The organism is Runella salmonicolor, from assembly GCF_024158025.1.
GTDB lineage: Bacteria > Bacteroidota > Bacteroidia > Cytophagales > Spirosomataceae > Runella > Runella salmonicolor.
In genome coordinates this window covers 722556-740537 of sequence record NZ_JAMZEL010000001.1, presented here as the reverse complement: position 1 = coordinate 740537, position 17982 = coordinate 722556, and the positions used below count along the sequence as shown (strand labels likewise).

At 44.1% G+C, this 17982-nt stretch carries 17 protein-coding genes; 15 read left to right on the top strand and 2 right to left on the bottom strand.

What is annotated here, in order from left to right:
- Positions 1 to 20 precede the first annotated feature (20 nt).
- The 5 genes from infB (at position 21) to NCI00_RS03105 (ending at position 6213) form a co-directional block, all read left to right on the top strand.
- Entirely contained in the window at positions 21 to 3287 is a 3267-nt protein-coding gene (gene infB, locus NCI00_RS03125) for a translation initiation factor IF-2 (RefSeq protein WP_253524929.1), read from the top strand.
- A gap of 156 nt (positions 3288 to 3443) precedes the next feature.
- Positions 3444 to 4415 (top strand): CPBP family intramembrane glutamic endopeptidase, encoded by a 972-nt coding sequence (locus tag NCI00_RS29485; RefSeq protein WP_253524927.1) that lies wholly within the window; start codon positions 3444 to 3446, stop codon positions 4413 to 4415.
- Positions 4405 to 4617, top strand: a complete 213-nt coding sequence (locus NCI00_RS03115; RefSeq protein WP_114066937.1) for a putative signal transducing protein — start codon at positions 4405 to 4407, stop codon at positions 4615 to 4617. Before NCI00_RS29485 ends, NCI00_RS03115 begins: the two co-directional genes overlap by 11 nt.
- Positions 4598 to 5431, top strand: coding sequence for a phosphatidate cytidylyltransferase (locus NCI00_RS03110; RefSeq protein ID WP_114066936.1), 834 nt, complete (start codon positions 4598 to 4600; stop codon positions 5429 to 5431). The genes NCI00_RS03115 and NCI00_RS03110 overlap by 20 nt, the downstream gene beginning before the upstream one ends.
- A 53-nt stretch (positions 5432 to 5484) precedes the next feature.
- Positions 5485 to 6213: a carboxypeptidase-like regulatory domain-containing protein gene (locus tag NCI00_RS03105; RefSeq protein ID WP_114066935.1), complete on the top strand. Its 729-nt coding sequence runs from the start codon at positions 5485 to 5487 to the stop codon at positions 6211 to 6213.
- Between the two features lie 3 nt (positions 6214 to 6216).
- Here the strand turns inward: NCI00_RS03105 and NCI00_RS03100 are convergent, their stop codons facing one another.
- Entirely contained in the window at positions 6217 to 7029 is an 813-nt protein-coding gene (locus NCI00_RS03100) for a UDP-2,3-diacylglucosamine diphosphatase (RefSeq protein WP_253524924.1), read from the bottom strand.
- Positions 7030 to 7115: 86 nt separating this feature from the next.
- Between NCI00_RS03100 and NCI00_RS03095 the strand changes: the two genes are divergently transcribed.
- From NCI00_RS03095 to NCI00_RS03055, 9 genes are all read left to right on the top strand, one after another.
- Entirely contained in the window at positions 7116 to 7622 is a 507-nt protein-coding gene (locus tag NCI00_RS03095) for a cupin domain-containing protein (RefSeq protein WP_114462957.1), read from the top strand.
- A 39-nt stretch (positions 7623 to 7661) separates the two neighbouring features.
- Positions 7662 to 8198 carry a YfiT family bacillithiol transferase gene (locus tag NCI00_RS03090; RefSeq protein WP_253524922.1) on the top strand — a complete coding sequence of 179 codons (537 nt, stop codon included), beginning with the start codon at positions 7662 to 7664 and terminating at the stop codon, positions 8196 to 8198.
- A gap of 111 nt (positions 8199 to 8309) precedes the next feature.
- On the top strand, positions 8310 to 8750 hold the full coding sequence (locus NCI00_RS03085; RefSeq protein WP_253524920.1) for a YkvA family protein: 441 nt from the start codon (positions 8310 to 8312) through the stop codon (positions 8748 to 8750).
- 180 nt (positions 8751 to 8930) lie between these two features.
- Positions 8931 to 9134 carry a Sec-independent protein translocase subunit TatA/TatB gene (locus tag NCI00_RS03080; protein WP_253524918.1) on the top strand — a complete coding sequence of 68 codons (204 nt, stop codon included), beginning with the start codon at positions 8931 to 8933 and terminating at the stop codon, positions 9132 to 9134.
- Between the two features lie 144 nt (positions 9135 to 9278).
- Positions 9279 to 10730 carry an Asp-tRNA(Asn)/Glu-tRNA(Gln) amidotransferase subunit GatA gene (gene gatA / locus NCI00_RS03075; protein WP_253524916.1) on the top strand — a complete coding sequence of 484 codons (1452 nt, stop codon included), beginning with the start codon at positions 9279 to 9281 and terminating at the stop codon, positions 10728 to 10730.
- A gap of 63 nt (positions 10731 to 10793) precedes the next feature.
- Positions 10794 to 12227: a lytic transglycosylase domain-containing protein gene (locus tag NCI00_RS03070; protein WP_253524914.1), complete on the top strand. Its 1434-nt coding sequence runs from the start codon at positions 10794 to 10796 to the stop codon at positions 12225 to 12227.
- 87 nt (positions 12228 to 12314) lie between these two features.
- Positions 12315 to 12848 carry a protoporphyrinogen oxidase HemJ gene (hemJ, locus tag NCI00_RS03065; RefSeq protein ID WP_253524912.1) on the top strand — a complete coding sequence of 178 codons (534 nt, stop codon included), beginning with the start codon at positions 12315 to 12317 and terminating at the stop codon, positions 12846 to 12848.
- 32 nt (positions 12849 to 12880) lie between these two features.
- Positions 12881 to 13510 carry a response regulator gene (locus NCI00_RS03060; protein ID WP_253524910.1) on the top strand — a complete coding sequence of 210 codons (630 nt, stop codon included), beginning with the start codon at positions 12881 to 12883 and terminating at the stop codon, positions 13508 to 13510.
- A 66-nt stretch (positions 13511 to 13576) separates the two neighbouring features.
- Entirely contained in the window at positions 13577 to 14713 is a 1137-nt protein-coding gene (locus tag NCI00_RS03055) for a phage tail-like protein (RefSeq protein ID WP_253524908.1), read from the top strand.
- On the opposite strand, the gene NCI00_RS03050 is transcribed toward NCI00_RS03055, so the two are convergent.
- Positions 14710 to 16635 (bottom strand): sensor histidine kinase, encoded by a 1926-nt coding sequence (locus tag NCI00_RS03050; RefSeq protein WP_253524906.1) that lies wholly within the window; start codon positions 16633 to 16635, stop codon positions 14710 to 14712. The genes NCI00_RS03055 and NCI00_RS03050 overlap by 4 nt on opposite strands.
- A 312-nt stretch (positions 16636 to 16947) precedes the next feature.
- Here NCI00_RS03050 and NCI00_RS03045 point away from each other — a divergent pair, with 312 nt between their 5' ends.
- A complete protein-coding gene (locus NCI00_RS03045; protein WP_253524904.1) occupies positions 16948 to 17940 on the top strand; it encodes a Gfo/Idh/MocA family protein in 993 nt (330 codons plus the stop codon).
- Positions 17941 to 17982 lie beyond the last annotated feature (42 nt).

Genomic DNA, 17982 nt, shown 5'->3' with positions numbered 1-17982 from the left:
TCGGTACGTCTATTTCCAGTATGTCGGAAGAAAAAAGTATGCGCCTTAGTCAAGCAGCTCGAATACTCAATCGTAGCCACGCTGCGGTTGCCAGTATTTTGGGTGCTAAAGGCTTTAAGGTTGATAATAATCCCAATACAAAGTTAAACGCTGAACAGCTTGAATTTCTGTCTAAGGAGTTTAAGGTGGACGCGCTATTGGGGGGAATTACCCCCAAAAAAGAAGAACCTGCTGCACCACAACCTAAGTCAGAAGATAGCCCTGTACTTTATTTTCGTACATCGCAGTCGGCTGTCAATGCACCTAAACCGGTTGTTTCAGAGCCTCAACCGGAGAAAGAAGAAAAACTTCCTGAAACCCCATCTATTGGACTAAAGGTTGTTGGGAAAATTGATTTGGATGCTCCCAAACCAATCAATGTACCCGTTCCGACTCCGCCAAAACCTGAGGAAGCACCTAAGCTGGCCCCTCCCGTTGTTGAAGAGAAAAAACCAGAGGTGGTTATTATTGAAGAGAAGAAGCCAGAACTGGTTGTTGAAGAGAAGAAAATAGAAGAGACTCCGGTGGCAGAAAAACCTGTTGAAGAGAAAAAGCCGGAAGTAACGATGCCAGAGCCTGTGAAGGAAGTAGCATTGCCTGTGGTTGAACCCAAAGCAGAAGTTATCCTGCCTGTGGAAGCCGCACCCGTACCCGAAATTAAGCCTATTGAGGAGTTACCGAAAGCAGAGCCAAAAGTAGAGCCAATCATAGAACCCAAAGCAGAAGTGGTACAAGAACCAGCGGTGGAACTCAAACCTGCACCTCAACCAAAACCCAAGGAAGAACCTGCTAAACCACAGCCGTTTACTCCTCGGACAGAACGCCCTCAACAACCTGTTAAGGTAAAACAACCCGAGCCTCCTAAAGAAGTTCCTGCCCCTGAGCCAGAACCCGAGCCGGTATTGATTGAAGCAAAAGGTGAAACCTTGAAAGGACTCACCATTTTAGGAAAGATTGAACTTCCTACCGAGCGCCGAGGTGGTGACGGAGGAAATCGAGATAAAGATAAGGACAAAAAACGCAAACGTAAACGGTTGCGCAAAGGAGAGAAAGTTACTGATAATGCCCCGGCAGCTAATCCCAATAGCCCTGCTAATAAAGGGAAACAGAATCAGAATGATCGCCCTATTACACAGTACCAACATGGCCAACGGGATGGTTCAAAAACCAATGCCCCGGCCAATGCAACGCCTAGTGCCAACGCGACGCCCAATACAACAGCACCTAATGCAAATACCGCTGGTGGAGCTGCTAAAAAAGGGCCCGCCACCAATAATGCGAATACGAATACCAATAAAAAAGGCGGTAACGGTCGTAGAGAGCGTAAAGATGAAATCAGCGACAAAGAAGTGGCTGACTCAATCAAGGCTACTTATGCCCGCTTGAGCGGTACCACTAGTGGTAAAAACTTTGGCGCAGATAAGCGCCGTGAACGTCGCCGTTTGCGGGCAGATGCTGCCGAAGAGCGCATGATGCAGGAGCAGGAAGATGCTAAAGTGTTGAAAGTAACAGAGTTTATTTCGGCCAACGAACTGTCCTCGTTGATGGACGTATCGGTGCAGGAAGTAATTTCGGTTTGTTTGAGCATGGGTATGTTCGTTTCCATCAACCAACGTTTGGATGCGGAAAGTATCACGCTGATTGCCGATGAATTTGGTTATGAAGTCGAGTTTATATCTGCCGAAGAAGAAATTCAGGGGGATGTAAAAGTAGAGGTAGATGCGGAAGAAGATTTGCTTGAACGTGCGCCGATCGTAACCATCATGGGTCACGTTGACCACGGTAAAACGTCGTTGCTTGACTATATTCGTCGTACACGAGTTGCGGCGGGTGAAGCGGGGGGTATTACCCAGCACATTGGCGCCTACAGCGTAAAAACAGATGGCGGACGCAGAATCGCGTTCTTGGATACACCAGGTCACGAAGCTTTTACGGCCATGCGTGCTCGTGGAGCTAAATTGACGGACGTTGTTATCATCGTAATTGCAGCGGATGACTCTATCATGCCTCAAACGAGAGAGGCGATAAATCACGCTCAGAATGCCAACGTTCCGATTGTATTTGCATTCAGTAAAATAGATAAGCCCGGAGCTAACACCGAAAAGATACGTGAGGCACTAGCCAACATGAATATTTTGGTGGAAGAATGGGGAGGTAAATACCAAACTCAGGAAATTTCATCAAAATCGGGAGTAGGTATTCCTGACTTGATGGAAAAAGTGTTGCTGGAGGCAGACTTGCTCGAACTGAAAGCAAATCCGAACCGTAGAGCTTCTGGAACGGTGGTCGAAGCATCGCTTGATAAAGGCCGTGGATATGTGGCAACGATTTTGGTACAAACAGGTACCTTGAGAGTCGGTGATGTAATCTTGGCAGGTGCGCACTTTGGACGGGTTCGTGCCATGTTTGACGCCACGGGTGCGCGTCTTAAAGAAGCTGGCCCTTCAACCCCTGTGCAACTTTTAGGGTTGAACGGGGCTCCTCAAGCGGGTGATAAGTTTAATGTGATGGAGAACGAACGCGAAGCGCGTGAAATTGCTAACAAGCGTGAGCAAATCATGCGTGAGCAAACCATCCGTACCCGTAAACACATTACGTTGGAGGAAATCGGCCGAAGAAAAGCAATCGGTACATTTAAGGAATTGAATATTATCGTCAAAGGTGACGTGGACGGTTCGGTAGAAGCACTTTCTGATTCGCTACTCAAACTTTCGACGGAAGAAGTACAGGTAAATATCATCAATAAGGCGGTTGGTCAGATTGCAGAATCAGATATTAACCTAGCTATTGCTTCCGATGCAATCATTGTTGGATTCCAGGTGCGCCCTTCAAACAATGCGAAAAAACTCGCGGAGCAGGAGCAAATCGAAATTCGTTTGTATTCAGTTATCTACGATGCCATCAATGAAGTGAAAGATGCCATGGCGGGTATGCTAGAACCAACGATGGAAGAAGCAATTGTTGGTAATGCCGAAGTACGTGAGGTATTCAAAATTAGTAAAATAGGTACCGTAGCAGGCTCTTACGTAACGGATGGTATTATCAAACGTAACAATAAAGTCAGAGTAATCCGTGACTTTATCGTGGTTCACGAAGGAGATATTTCACAGTTGAAACGTTACAAAGACGATGTAAACGAAGTAAAATCAGGCTTCGAATTTGGACTCAGCATCAGAGGCTTCAATGACCTTCAAGTAGGAGATATTGTTGAAAGCTTTGAAATGAAAGAGGTAAAACGGACATTGTAAATTTTTAATTATAGTATTGAGCAGGCTTTTAGGGATTCTAGAAGCCTGCTTTTTTATTGAAACGTTGTATTTATGTATATTTAAACTTATAAATAGAGAGAGGTATCGTATTTTTGTGGGTAATATTATATTTGCGTACGTCTAAAACCCTAACCTGTGGAAGAGATTCAGCCAGAAATTATTCATAGCGTTCCGCAACGTCCGCCTTGGCGCAATGTAATGTTATTGCTGGGGTTGGTTTTGCTTGGAATGTCTATTGGTAATATTGTGGCTATGCTTGTGATTCTTCTGATTGGCGTGCTCTTCGGAGGGCCAAGCAACTTAGAGCAAATTTCGCAGATGATTCAAGAGCCGCAGCTGTTTCCTCATGCGTGGTGGTATTTAATGATACTTCACTCCGTTTCCCACCTTTTTACTTTTCTGATTCCTGGCGTTGTTTATTGGCGTTGGTCCGAACAGCACCGAGTGGAGGAGTTTATAAGTCGACCAGCTCCCTCCTTTTTGACTTTGGCGATGGTTTTATTTACGGTCATTGCTTTTTTGCCCCTCAACAGCTGGATTATTGAATGGAACAGCCACCTTCATTTGCCCGAAGGCCTACAACGGGTTGAAAATTGGATGCGGTACAAAGAAGATGAATTGGCGGGCATGACCCAATTTTTGACCGATTTTGATTCTTGGTTGAAATTTGTCGTTGCTTTGGGTGTCATTGCCGTAATTCCTGCCGTTGGGGAAGAAGTACTGTTTAGAGGGATTATTCAGCGGAAAATATTTCATAAAATTAGGGATGTACATGCGTCTGTTTGGCTGACTGCGGCTTTGTTTAGCGCTATACACCTTCAATTTTATGGATTTGTGCCTAGATTGCTTCTAGGGGCAATGTTTGGCTATTTGTATTTTTGGACCCGAAACTTATGGGCTCCCATTTTTGCACATTTTATTAATAATGGACTCACAGTTTTGGCCATATTTCTGTCTCACCGCAAAGTGCTTGATTTTGAAATTTCCTCAGCAGAATCGTCGGTATCGTGGATTGGGGCGATTCTTTCGTTGGTATTGACGGCCGCACTGTTGTTAAATCTAAAAGTAGTTTCTCAACGAAGCACAAATCTGACGAATGGTACCTAGCAACTGGGAAAAAGTGTTTGAAACAAGTTTTCAGCACCGTGCCGAAATTGTGCGCGAATATTTGGAGCAGCAAGGAATCTCCGCTGTAATCATCAATAAACAGGATAGCAGTTACCATTTTGGAAAATGTGAGTTGTATGTTCCCGTGAAAGATGCTATCATTGCCAAAACAATTGTAGTGAATGAAATCTCGTTTGGATAGTCTTTCAAATTTACAACAACGCATCATTGCCGCTATAGCTGGAGTGTCCATCATCGTGGGCGCAATTTTATACGCCGACTGGACGTTTTTGTTGCTTTTTTGTGGCATAAGTATCTTTACCCAACTCGAATTTTATAAACTTCTTGGGTTGGATGGAAATCAACCGCTGACGTATTATGGTACAATGTGCGGGGTATTTATCAACGTCATTACTTTTTTGATTGAGAAAGAAATCGTTGATTTTCAAAATTATTTTCTCATCAGTCCGATGGTGACGATGATATTCTTCATTAAACTCTACAAAAAGCGAGATCTCAAACCTTTTCAGAATATTGCGTTCACTTTTTTGGGTATTATTTACGTCGCTATTCCTTTTTCTCTTTTAAGCGTACTTGCCATGCGCGGTGGCACGTACAACTATGAAATTGTGCTGGGGTGTCTGTTGTTGCTTTGGGCTACTGACATCGGAGCTTATTTTGCAGGGACTTATTTTGGAAAACGGAAATTGTTTGAACGCGTATCTCCCAAAAAATCTTGGGAAGGGGCCGCAGGAGGCGCCCTGTTGGCGGGAGTAGTTGCGTTTGCACTGGGTACTTATTTTACCTCACACCGCCCTTGGGAGTGGTACTGCATTGGGGCGCTCATGGTGGTTTCAAGCACTTTAGGTGACCTAGTGGAGTCGTTGTTCAAACGGAGTATTGCAATCAAAGACTCTGGTAGTACGATTCCTGGGCATGGAGGGTTTTTAGATCGATTTGACGGATTATTGCTTTCCACACCCTTTATTGTGACATTTGTTAAAATTTTTTCCTGAACTCAGGCGTTAAACAAATAGTGCGTTCGAGTCAGGAATATAAAAAGTAAACCATGCAACTTAATATAAAATACAACTTCCTTATTTTGATATTGGCGATACTGGTGAGTGCAGTAACTTCGTCGGAAGTAAAAGCACAAGGTCAGGTCAAAAGTATCATGTTTACGGGAAGGGTAGTAGGCGTAAAAGGAACACAAACCTTGGGCAAGGCTTATATTTTAATTCCCCGGGCTGGCCGGGGTACATTGGCTGATGAAGGTGGCTACTTTGCGTTACCCGTATTTCCAGGTGATAGTATTGTGTTCAGTTATTTGGGGTATCAAAAGCAATACCACATTATTCCACGTCGGCACATGGAGGAGTCTTATTCGGCCATTATTTTGATGAAAGAAGACGTCAAAACATTGGCAGAAGTAAAAGTATATCCGTATGCCACCGAAGAAGAATTCAAGAAGGCGTTTGTGGCCATGAAACTTCCTGATGAATTTGAACGGGCAAATCTTGAACAAAATACCCGTCAGGAGTTGCTAATGCAGATGGCGGCGGTGACGCCGTTGAGCGCGGCGGGCAACTATCGAAACTTTATGGATCAACAAATCTTTGGTCGTGAAAATGCCGCCAACCGAAGTTTTACCACTGCAGTTCCATTTTTAAATCCCTTTGCTTGGGCTAAATTCATCAACTCCGTCAAAAACGGTGACCTCAAAAAGAAAGAATACCGTTCGATTCTCAATCAAGCTCCAAGGGAAAGCATTACTCGTCAGGATGTTATGAAAAAATAATAATTACTTTTCAGTGTTGTGGTGAGGATAATTATGCAATTTCATGGTCTTACCGTCAAATATGGCGTAGGTGTTGTCAACTATCCAGTCGCCCAAGATAAAAATACGGCTTTGGTCATTGACGGGGTAGTCCAGCTCAATGTGGCGGTGGCCAAATACATAATAATCGTGGTGTGCTTTTTTTTCCTCTTCTTTGGCGTATAGCAATAACCATTCCTTTTCTTCGCCCAGAAACTTAGGTTTGATTTCTTTGTCGTTTTTGCGCCAACTATAACTTGCCCAGGTTTGTCCCAGCCAAAGGGCCCAATCAGGATGAAGGATATTGCCAAAAGACCACCGGGCCAACCGACTTTCAAATACTCTTTGAAGTACTTTATACGAATGGTCTCCGGGGCCGCGCCCATCGCCGTGGGTAATAAAAAAACGCGTTGTGTTGCCTTGAGCGCTGACCGATAATTCGAGCGGCTCTCGGAACGTTTGAATATTCAATTCTTTTTCAAAATACCCGCTCATCCACATGTCATGATTGCCTGGGAAGGCAATGATTTGAATTCCCGCATCGGTAAGTTCCGCCAATTTTCCCATAAACCGCACGAACCCTTGCGGAACAACCCGACGGTGTTCGTACCAAAAATCAAACAAATCACCCACTAAGCATATCATTTGGGCATCATGCCTAATCGACTCCAGCCAGCGTACTAATCGCCTTTCACGCACCATGCTTTCGGTATGATTTGGGGCACCGAGGTGGAAATCAGAGGCAAAATAAATTTTTTTATGGGTAGATAACGAGACTTCTAGCTGTGGGTAAGACATGAGAATAGTTTAAAATTCGGGCAAAAATACGGAGATTACTTTACAAGATTTTTCTAACTTTACGCTTCACCTATATCATTTTTTTAATGGAACCGATTGTACCTACAAAACAGGAAGTATTTTCGAAGATTGCGGCCTCGTTGGCTGAGCAAGGATTCAACGTTGTGAAAGAAGACCAGACTCGCCCTTGGGGAGGCTTTTTTGTCTTGGATGAGTCGCAGACCCCCCAATTTGCGGCTACGTATTTTCCAACCGTAGAACTCTCTTCGTTGCAAATTACCCAAAAATTGAGCCCCAAAATTCTGGTAGTAGCTCCCGAAAAGCGACTCTCGTGGCAATACCATCACCGCCGCGCCGAAATCTGGCGGGTAGTATCGGGTACAGTTGGCGTTGTAACGAGTGAAACCGACGAGGAAACCGAAGTAAAATCCTATCAGCCTGGTGAGCTGATTGTGTTGAAACAAGGAGAACGTCATCGATTGGTTGGGCTGGCCGAATGGGGGATTTTGGCCGAAATTTGGCAACACACCGATGCCACAAATCCCTCAGATGAAGAGGATATTGTACGTGTGCAGGATGATTTTGGAAGATAAATAAATCAGCAGTTCCTAAAAATGACAATTTAAAAGCGCATGGAATCACTCAAATATCCTATCGGTCGGTTTCAAACTGGTAAAACATACACAATGGCTGAAACCAAATCACAGATTCAGACCATCAGTGCTTTGCCTTCCAAACTGTTTAATATCGTCAATCCGTTAAGTGCAAGCCAATTAGAGACACCGTATCGGCCTGGAGGTTGGACCGTTGCTCAAACGGTTCATCACGTAGCTGATAGCCACATGAATGCCTACATTCGTTTTAAATTGGCCTTGACCGAAGACAATCCCTTCATTAAACCGTACGAAGAGGCGCTTTGGGCGGAGCTGGCTGACGGGAAAGGTGCGCCCTTAGACTGGTCGTTGCAGTTGCTAAAATACCTGCATTTGCGTTGGGTCATGTTGCTTAATTCACTGACCGAAGCAGAATTACAGCGTACCTATTTTCATCCCGAAACAAAGCGCGTATTTGCCTTGCAAGAAGTGGTTGCTATGTATGCTTGGCACAGCGAGCATCACTATGAGCACATTCATCAACTATGCCTGCGTGAAGGCTGGATTTTAGAATAATAAACCTTTATTAAATTTAATTTTAGAGGGTTTATAAATCTTTTTAATGTATTTAACGTTTATAAGTTGTAGATTAAAATAACTTTTAAACATTAAACTTTTAAGTAAAAAATGCCTTCCGGGTCAACTACTGATAATATTCTTGTACGGGTGTTGAAGTCTGTTTTTTTTAAAACTGCTACGGGAAAAGCGGGCCGTTATGCGCGCAACACGGGCAGTCTTTTGCAGCTTTTACGCGATGTTTTAAGCAAAACCAACGCGCTGAAAGGGTCGGGCTATGAAGCCCTGCGAGAAAAAGTTGGGGTTTTGACGCGGTTACTCAAAGCCTATGCCACGGGAGATTATAGAATTGTGCCTTGGAAAACACTGACGCGCATTATTGCCGTGTTGATTTATTTTCTTTCACCCATTGATTTTATTCCGGATATTTTGCCCGTGGTGGGTTTTACCGACGATATTGCCCTCATTGTATGGCTTTTTAATGCCATTGGCACCGACTTGAATGACTTCCGTGAATGGGAAACTAAACGAAATACCATCTCAATAGACTGATATTTCGAGAAATTGTTGTTAATTTTGCAGAACAGAATCTTAAAAATGGGTTAAATTTCAAAAATATAAGGTAAAATTGACCCCTTGATTCGTTTTATTGGAGTAATAAAATAGTTATTCGAAAATTGAACGCAGTTTTCAAATAACACATAACTAACAATCACTAACTGTATTTTTCTAATGAATATTCTTTCGATTTTCTTGATTTTAGGCTTAGGAGGACAAGAAATCCTTTTAATCGGCCTTATCGTATTGCTGCTTTTCGGAGCGAAAAAAATTCCTGAGCTCATGAAAGGGTTGGGAAAAGGCATTCGTGAGTTTAAAGATGCCTCTAAAGAGGTAAAAGAAAACATCGAAAAAGGACTGGACGACGTAAGTCGCTAGAAAAAAGTTTGATACATTGGGCGTTTTTTTCAACGTTACAATGTAAAATAAGCTCAAACACCTAAAATCAGCAGTAGTGTTAGCACTACTGCCGATTTTTTATTTTGTACCAACCTAAGTTTATCTTACTTACACCCTTTCGTTTTGAAGTACTACACATCGCTTCGTGAAATACAGGCAGATTTGCATGACGGTTCCGTTTCGTGTCGTCAGTTGGTAGCGTATTATCTAAAAAATATTGAAGAGAAAAACGCTCAATTGAATGCTTTTGTGGCAGTGTATGGGGAAGAAGCCCAGCAGCGTGCTGAAGAGATTGATCTGAAAATTGCGGCAGGGAAAGCAGGGCGATTGGCTGGAATGGTGGTTGGAATCAAAGATGTACTGTGCTACAAAGACCACGGCTTACAAGCAGGCAGTAAAATTCTGGATGGATTCGTGTCGCAGTTTACAGCCACCGCCGTGCAGCGAATTTTGGACGAGGATGCCATCATCATCGGGCGTCAGAATTGCGATGAGTTTGCCATGGGCTCTTCCAATGAAAACTCGGCCTTTGGGGTAGTTAGAAACGCCGCCGACGTAACTCGCGTGCCAGGGGGCTCCTCCGGAGGCTCAGCGGTAGCTGTGCAGGCCGATATGTGTTTGGCTTCTTTGGGGTCTGATACGGGGGGCTCAGTGCGACAACCAGCGGCTTTTTGTGGATTGGTTGGTTTTAAGCCTACTTACGGACGCATTTCGCGTTGGGGTTTGGTGGCGTATGGTTCTTCGTTTGACTGCATAGGCCCCATCACCAAAAGTGTGGAAGATGCGGCACTATTGCTAGAAATCATGGCGGGTGCTGACGAATTCGACAGTACCGTTTCAACGCAACCCGTGGGTGATTATACGCATCTATCGGGCCTTCTAAAACATCCTTTGCGTATAGGATACCTGCGCGAGGGGGTAGAAAGTGAAGGGTTGCAGCCCGAAATGAAGCAAGCCATGTTGGCTAAATTGGAAGTGCTCCGCGAGCAGGGCCATACAGTAGAGCTAGTGGACTTTGATTTACTTTCGTACATTCTTCCTACGTATTATATTCTCACTACGGCCGAATCCAGCTCAAATCTCTCCCGATTTGATGGGGTTCGTTACGGTCATAGAAGTAACAAAGCGGAAGATTTAACTTCTCTTTATAAGAAATCACGCAGTGAAGGCTTTGGAAAAGAAGTGAAGCGTCGGATTATGCTCGGAACGTTTGTCCTGAGCGCGAGTTATTATGATGCCTATTATACCAAAGCCCAGAAAGTTCGTCGGTTGATGAAAGAACAAACTGATCGGGTATTTGAAAAATACGATTTTTTACTGATGCCTACTACACCTACCACGGCCTTTCCGATTGGGGATAAAACCGAGGACCCGTTGCAAATGTATTTGGCGGATATTTTTACGGTGCAGGCCAATGTAGTGGGAAATCCCGCAATATCCATTCCCAACGGAGTAGATGCACAGGGATTGCCCATGGGATTGCAAATCATGGGGAAACCTTTTGGAGAGGCCGAATTGCTGGCTTTTTCCAATCAACTAACAGAAACAAATACAGCGCAACCGTCTGTTGCGTAGATACACAGCCATCAAAAACGAAACAAAACAAATGTAAAACCTAACGAGAAAATACCAAAAGCAATGATGGAATTGAAGCGAATCGCGGGGATAGGAATGTTGATGGGAATGTTTTGGCTTGGAACCGGTACATCTGGTCGTTCACAAAATGTAGAAACAAGTACCAACACGGTAGAAGAAGAACTGTTGCAGGTGGAAGCCTTCGCAGATTCGACGGTGCCTGAAATGGTGATTCGAGAACGTTTAGCCAAGTTGCAAAACGAGATTCCGCTGAGGTATCATAAGGTTACACATCAATTTGTTGAACACTTTATTTATCGCAAGCCAGACTTCGTTAAGCGAATGTTGGAGCAGATGCATCTTTTTTTTCCACTCTACGAGCAAACCCTCGAAAAATACGGGATGCCGCGTGAGTTGAAATTTCTCTCATTGATTGAGTCAGGGCTGAACCCCCGGATTATCTCCTACGCGGGAGCAGGGGGGTTGTGGCAGTTTATGCCCGCTACGGGGCGTGAATACGGAATGCATCAGGATGATTACATAGATGAGCGCTTTGACCCCGTAAAATCGACTGACGCCGCTTGTCGTTACTTGAAACGCCTTTATAATGCGTTTGGGGATTGGGAAATGGCTTTGGCCGCATACAACGTAGGCCCTGGAAACGTAAAGCGCGCAATGCGCCGCTCGGGGTCGAGTTCATTCTGGGGGATTTATAATTTCCTGCCCAAACAAACACGCCACTATGTGCCCCAGTTTGTGGCAATGACCTATTTGATGCACTACCATGCCGACCATGGCCTCTTTCCTGATGTTCCTGAATTTCCAACCGTGTCGGATACGATTCAGGTTTCAGGATATTTTAATCTGATGACTTTCGCAAAGCTGGGGGGAATGACAATGGATGAGCTGTATAAGCTGAACCCCATGCTTATCAACACTGAATTGCCCTCCAAAACGAAGAACTGCGTATTGCGGGTGCCCAATCATTGTTATCATTATTTGACCGAAAACCGTCAAATGATTTGGGATTCTGCCTCAAAATCGCCTTTCAGTGCCGTTGGTGCGCTCGCTTCCAATGGCAGTGTTTTGGAAAATGATGAGGAGACGGAAGGAGAAGCTGATGAGACCGATACAGTCTTAAAAACCAAAAAGGTATACCATACGGTTCGCAAGGGCGAAACGCTGGGAAAAATTGCCAGCCGCTATCGCGTGAGTACGAGTGAGCTGAAAAAATGGAATAAACTGCGTTCAAATTCCATTCCGCGAGGAAAACGACTTGTTGTCCTCAAAGAATTTAAGGCATTACCGCAGGTAGCTGCCGCACCTTCTAAAGCAAAAGCTCAGGCAAAAATCAAAATTCGGTATCACCGCGTACAGCACGGAGATACCTTGTCTACCATTGCCGAACGCTACGGAATAGACGTGGCTCGTTTGAAAAAAATCAATCGCTTGCGGGGCAATATGGTCCGCAAAGGCCAAAAATTACTGGTTGGATAGTCCAAAACTTGCTAATTGTTAATTGTTAATCGTTATTTGGGGTTTTATTGAAATTACTCCATTTCGATTAACAATTAACCTCAAGTCATGGCTCTTTTTTATATCAAAGCCTTTCACATCATCGGTGCTGTAGCCTGGTTTGCAGGCTTATTTTATTTGGTCCGGATGTTTGTTTACCACGCCGAAGCCGACCAAAAACCCGAGCATCTACGTCAACCTTTTAAGGAACAATTTGGACTTATGGAGTGGCGTGCTTACAAAATCATTTGTAATCCTGCCATGATGCTCACCTGGACCTGCGGCCTGACCATGACCATTCTCAATCCCGCCTATTGGCAAATGGGCTGGTTCCACGTCAAGTTTTCTATCATCATTCTGCTCACCGTTTATCACCTCTGGTGCAAACGTATCATTGTAAAATTGGAGAAAGGCGAAAAGCCTTACGATTCGTTCCAGTTTCGTCTGCTCAATGAGCTTCCTACTATTTTCTTGGTCAGTATCGTACTGTTGGGGGTTTTAAAAGATATGCTCGACTTCTTGTACGCTTTTGGAGGGGTAATGCTGTTTGGAGTTGTGCTGTTTTTCTTTGCCAAAGCGTATAAAAAGCGGCGGGAAGGATAATTTTGTTAGTGGACGGCTTACCATAACTACCTTTGAAAATCAGGATTCTTCTTGCCGACGATCACGAGATTTTGCTCGATAGTCTCACCGATTCCATCAATTTTAGTGAATTTTTGGAAGTAATCTGTACGGCAAAAAATGGATTGGAAGTACTGGAGAAATTGTCGATTTATGACGTGGATGTATTGGTGTGCGATATGCAAATGCCACAAATGGATGGCATTGCTACGGTTTTGCAAGTGCGACAGTGTTATCCCAACCTTAAAATTTTGATGCTTTCAATGCTTGAAGAGGCCCATCTGATAGAGCAGGCAATTCAGGCAGGAGCTTTGGGCTATGTGCTAAAGAAAGCCAAAAAAGCCGAACTCGAAAAGGCTATTTTGACCGTGGCCAATGGAGAAAGATACTTCGGAAACGAGATTTTGGAGATACTTAATATTGCAGAACCTGTCCGTGAAAACCTGCCCAGTATGCTTTCTGCCCGCGAAATAGAAGTGCTGAAGCTCATTGCCCTCGAAAATTCGAGTGTTGAAATTGCCGCAAAACTTAATATCTCCTTAAATACGGTTGAAAGCCACCGAAAAAGTATCTACCAAAAACTCCATCTAAAGAACCTCGCAGGAGCGGTTCGGTTTGCCCTAGACCATAAGCTTATTGATTAAAAATCACGGTTTGCCGTGATTGACACCTATTATTTTTCGGGAGAATTTTGATAAAAAAACACTCCCATGAAAAAAATTATACTTTGGTTATTGGTTGAGGGCTTTGCAACGGCACTGTTCGCGCAAAGTATCACCCTCACGCCTTCTGGCAGTTCAGCTATTTTAGAATTAAATACGACCAATCAAGCTTTGTTGATGCCCCGAATGACCAAAACGGAAAGGGATAATATTGTCAATGCTCGCAGTGGTATGATGATCTTTCAGACCACGACCAATACTGGCAATCCGCGCGGTATGTACTGGTACAATGGTTCATCGTGGGTACGTTTTGCCGACGACAGTGACAACAATTGGAACGCATCTGGGGATAATTTATACACGCTATTGCCAGGCAATGTAGGCATCGGTGTAAGCAGCCCCGAAGATAGATTGCATGTGAGGGCATTGGGGTCGGGAGTGGGTATCATGCTAGATGCCGTCAACCCTATTTTACAGTTACGCCAAAGCAACTTCCCGTCTTCTGGATACACCGATAAGGGTTTTGTGCAATTGTCAGGCGACAATCTGCGTATCGGGCTTAACAGCAGTAATACCAATGGCAGGTTCATGGTTCGTACCCACGGGTATGACCAGCTGGAGTTTGATGGGAGCGCAGGCGCAAAGCTTTTTTTTAATTATCAAGGAACAAACGTGGCCTCTATAAGTACTAATTCTCTGAATAATTTGAATATCAATACGTTAGGGGCGGATGACTTGGTAAATATCAACAATGAATTGTACGTAAACGGCACCCAAAATCGGGTAGGAATTGGGACGTCGTCGCCTGACGAAAGACTGGAAGTGCTGGGAAATGTCAAAGTAACTGGTGATATTACCTTAACTGGCAAGGTTACAAAAAGTACTAATCCAAGCGGAAGTTTGTTCCCTATTTGTTATGGAAAAGTAAGTTTTTCGGGTACGCCCGCGTCTGGTTCTGGAAATTGGACTTCCCAAAATGATTATGAAGGAAAGTACATTATTTCAAACGCAAGCATTACCCATGAGTCTACGATACTGGTAACACTCAACAGTAGCAATGCTCAAATAATCGCCTCCGCAGCTTGTGGCAATGGGCAATGCAGTGTTTTTCTAAAGGATGGTTTTTCCAATCAGAATGCGTTTATTTCGGTCAATCAGGCGTTTTATTTTGTGATTTACAATTAAATAACTTCGGGCTTCTCCATTTTATCACCCTCCAAGGGGACTGAAATTACAATTTTAGTCCCTCTAGAATAGCCCTTATCAATCAAAAAATCACCCCCAATTGTCTCCAATCTTGTTTGTATATTGCCGATTCCGAAGCCTTTATGTTGGTTGTTGGGCAATCCCTTTCCATTGTCGGTTACTTCCACCCACAATATTGTGCCGTTTTCAAAGATGCAAATGGTAGATTCGGTGGCTTTGGAGTGTTTGATGATGTTCTGAACGAGTTCCAGACAAATGGCGTATACATTCAGGGAAACAACGTTGCTTAGTGTAGGTAAAGCGTTGATTTTTACAGAAAAATGAATTTTTTGATTCAGATTAAGTTTCCGCGCAAACTGTTCTAATGCCTGCGGTAGCCCCTCTCTTTCGAGCACTTCTGGCATAAGGTTGTGGGAGAGGAGTCTGATTTCTGAGTAGGCATTTTCGGTCATTGAAATGATATTGGTGTAGATTTTTTTTTCACGATGATTGAGGTGCTGGGGGTTTATGTTGTCCAATGAAATACTGATTGCGGTAAGAAGGCTCCCAAGGTTGTCGTGCAGGTCAGCGGCCATTCGCCTGCGTTCAAGGTTCTGACCGCGTTGCATGGCGTCTTTGATTTCGTCGTAGGCTTTTTGCAATTCGGCAGTTCTGCTCTGTACCTTTGCTTCCAGATTAACGTTGAGTTTCTCAATCGTATCTCTTTGATATTCAATTTCTTGGTTTTGTTTTTGTAGTAGCCTCCGGTTAAAAAACAAAACCGCCGAGACAATCGCCAATAGAATAGCGCCTGCAATGAAATAATTTCTATAACGCTTCTGAATCGCTACTTCGGCCTTTTCTTTGTTGAGCAAAACCGTTGCTTTTTCTTCCGCGAATCTTCTTTCTAAAGCTACCTTGGCGTTAGCTACCTGCTCATTGAATAGCTTATCTTTAAACTCTATGTAGTGTTCGTGGGCAGTGAGTGCTTCTGCCAACTGATTTTTGGCTTTATAAGCGTAGTAGAGTGTTTCGTACGACCGGTACAAAATCCGGGTATTGGTGATTTTTTCAATGCTTTTTTTGCTGAAAGCAATCGCTTCATCGTACTTTCTTAGCCCCAAGAAGAGCCGCCCCATGAGCATCTGAATCTCGGTCAAGCCGCGAATATTGGTGTTTTTTTCGAAAAAACGCAGGCACTGATAAGCGGTAGGAAGTGCCTCCGCGTATTTTTTAAGGTCAATTTTAATGCTTACCCAGTCGTTGAGGATATAGTGTTTTTGCAATACGTCGCTGGTTTGGTTGATATACACCAACGAGCTATCTAGGTAGCGGCTAGATGTAAGGTAATCGTTGGTGTAGCCAAAAGCGCGGGCGGTAGTCAGGTACATCATCGAAATTTGTAAATTGTTTGCACCGTTGTGGTTCTCTTTTTGGAGGGCCTCAATGCTCTGTTGAGTATAAGAAACAGCGTTTTCTATATCACTTAAAAAAATATACCCATATACCATTTCATCAATGATAAGGCTTTTTTGATGCGCTGAGACGGATATTTTTAGTGAATCTATTTTGTGGAGAGCTTCCTGTCCGGTTTTTATCAACGCAATCCAATCACCTCGCCCGCGCTCGGCATTGACTTTCTGAAAATAAGCGTCAACAACAAAAGTGTTGAGCTTGTGCTGCAACGTGTAACGGAGGTATAAATCATTATAAAAAGCAAGCGAGTCGGCAGAAGATTGATTTTGAAAGTAGGAAATAACGATACGTTGAAGGGCTTTGGCTTTTTGGGTGGGCTTAGTTTGAGGGTCTATCCATTGTTTTTTGGAGGAACTCAGCAAACTGTCATCTTTGGCGACAGGTTTTAGCTGCGCTATTACTGCTCCACAACAACAAAGTAAAATAATAACAATGCGCTTATTCATTTAACGTATACAGGTCTCTAACAAAGCTAGACAATTTCTCAGAGATTTTTATGTGGGCTGCAAGGTCAATGTACATTGCTAGTACGTTGTTGTGATTAGCTTTCAAAAAGTATCGTATCTTTGATTTACACTGCCAACGGGTAAAACAGAGGAAGTTGTGACGCTATTATTTGTACAGAAAAGGTGCGTTCTTCCGCCAAACTTCACCCCACAACTACCCCGCAGCCCGTACCGCCGTGATTAATTCTGCCAATTATTTGGAATTTGTGCTTCGCTGATTGTTTCTTTGTTTAAACTCAAACCAAAATCCACATGACACGTTGGGGAATCATCGGGCCGGGGCGCATTGCCCATAAATTTGCCCAAGACTTAATGCAGGTGGCAGACGCCAAACTCACGGCGGTAGCCTCCCGCGACTTGGGCCGGGCGCAGCTGTTTGCGCGGGAGTACGGCGCTACGTATACGTACGGCAGCTACGAAGAAATAATCAATTGCCCAGAATTGGATGCCGTCTATATTGCGTCCCCGCACATCGGCCACTTTGAGCATACGTTGTTGTGCCTCAACGCGGGTATTCCTGTTTTGTGCGAAAAACCCTTTGCCATGAATACCGCTCAGGTGAGCGAAATGATTCACGTGGCGAGGGGCAAGAATGTATTTTTGATGGAAGCATTGTGGACGCGTTTTCTGCCAACCACGCTCAAAACCCTCGAAATTATTGAATCTGGGGCCATTGGCAAAGTGTTGGGGGTGAAGGCAGACTTTGGATTTAAAGCGCCTTACGACGTCGACAAACGGACTTTTAACAAAGATTTGGGAGGAGGCGCACTGCTCGACATTGGGATTTATCCGTTGTTTTTATCATACCTGATTTTGGGAAAACCAACCAAAATTACGGCACAGGCCATTTTTGGCGCAACCAAAGTGGATGAATCGACAGGCATGACGTTGACCTATGCCGACGAACAGTTTGCCTTTTTGGATTGCACCTTCATGGCCAATACGCCATGCGAGGCGTTTATATACGGAGAAAAAGGGAGCATAGCCATTGATTCGCGCTGGCACGAAAGCAAGGCAGTGACGGTCACTTATGACGACGAAACCACCGAAACCTTTGCTTTCGACCGCCCAACTTGGGGGTATCAGTACGAAATTGAAGAAGTAAATGCATGTTTGGAAGCGGGAAAGCTCGAAAGCGACGGCTGGTCATTGACCGACAGCATGAACCTGATTTCGTTGTTGGATGCGGTGCGGCAAGAGATTGGACTGGTGTATAAGGATTTTGATGCGACAGAGACAGTATAAACATACCTGAATTGGGACCAGATTTCAAATCGGGCCAGTACC

What these genes read in the sequence shown, in the direction of transcription:
- NCI00_RS03050 (WP_253524906.1), bottom strand. Translation starts at nt 16,635, where the DNA reads ATGAATAAGCGCATTGTTATTATTTTACTTTGTTGTTGTGGAGCAGTA.
- hemJ (WP_253524912.1), top strand. Translation starts at nt 12,315, where the DNA reads ATGGCTCTTTTTTATATCAAAGCCTTTCACATCATCGGTGCTGTAGCC.
- NCI00_RS03080 (WP_253524918.1), top strand. Translation starts at nt 8,931, where the DNA reads ATGAATATTCTTTCGATTTTCTTGATTTTAGGCTTAGGAGGACAAGAA.
- NCI00_RS03110 (WP_114066936.1), top strand. Translation starts at nt 4,598, where the DNA reads ATGAAATCTCGTTTGGATAGTCTTTCAAATTTACAACAACGCATCATT.
- NCI00_RS03115 (WP_114066937.1), top strand. Translation starts at nt 4,405, where the DNA reads ATGGTACCTAGCAACTGGGAAAAAGTGTTTGAAACAAGTTTTCAGCAC.
- NCI00_RS03085 (WP_253524920.1), top strand. Translation starts at nt 8,310, where the DNA reads ATGCCTTCCGGGTCAACTACTGATAATATTCTTGTACGGGTGTTGAAG.
- NCI00_RS03045 (WP_253524904.1), top strand. Translation starts at nt 16,948, where the DNA reads ATGACACGTTGGGGAATCATCGGGCCGGGGCGCATTGCCCATAAATTT.
- NCI00_RS03055 (WP_253524908.1), top strand. Translation starts at nt 13,577, where the DNA reads ATGAAAAAAATTATACTTTGGTTATTGGTTGAGGGCTTTGCAACGGCA.
- NCI00_RS03100 (WP_253524924.1), bottom strand. Translation starts at nt 7,029, where the DNA reads ATGTCTTACCCACAGCTAGAAGTCTCGTTATCTACCCATAAAAAAATT.
- NCI00_RS03095 (WP_114462957.1), top strand. Translation starts at nt 7,116, where the DNA reads ATGGAACCGATTGTACCTACAAAACAGGAAGTATTTTCGAAGATTGCG.
- NCI00_RS03090 (WP_253524922.1), top strand. Translation starts at nt 7,662, where the DNA reads ATGGAATCACTCAAATATCCTATCGGTCGGTTTCAAACTGGTAAAACA.
- infB (WP_253524929.1), top strand. Translation starts at nt 21, where the DNA reads ATGTCGGAAGAAAAAAGTATGCGCCTTAGTCAAGCAGCTCGAATACTC.
- NCI00_RS03070 (WP_253524914.1), top strand. Translation starts at nt 10,794, where the DNA reads ATGATGGAATTGAAGCGAATCGCGGGGATAGGAATGTTGATGGGAATG.
- NCI00_RS03105 (WP_114066935.1), top strand. Translation starts at nt 5,485, where the DNA reads ATGCAACTTAATATAAAATACAACTTCCTTATTTTGATATTGGCGATA.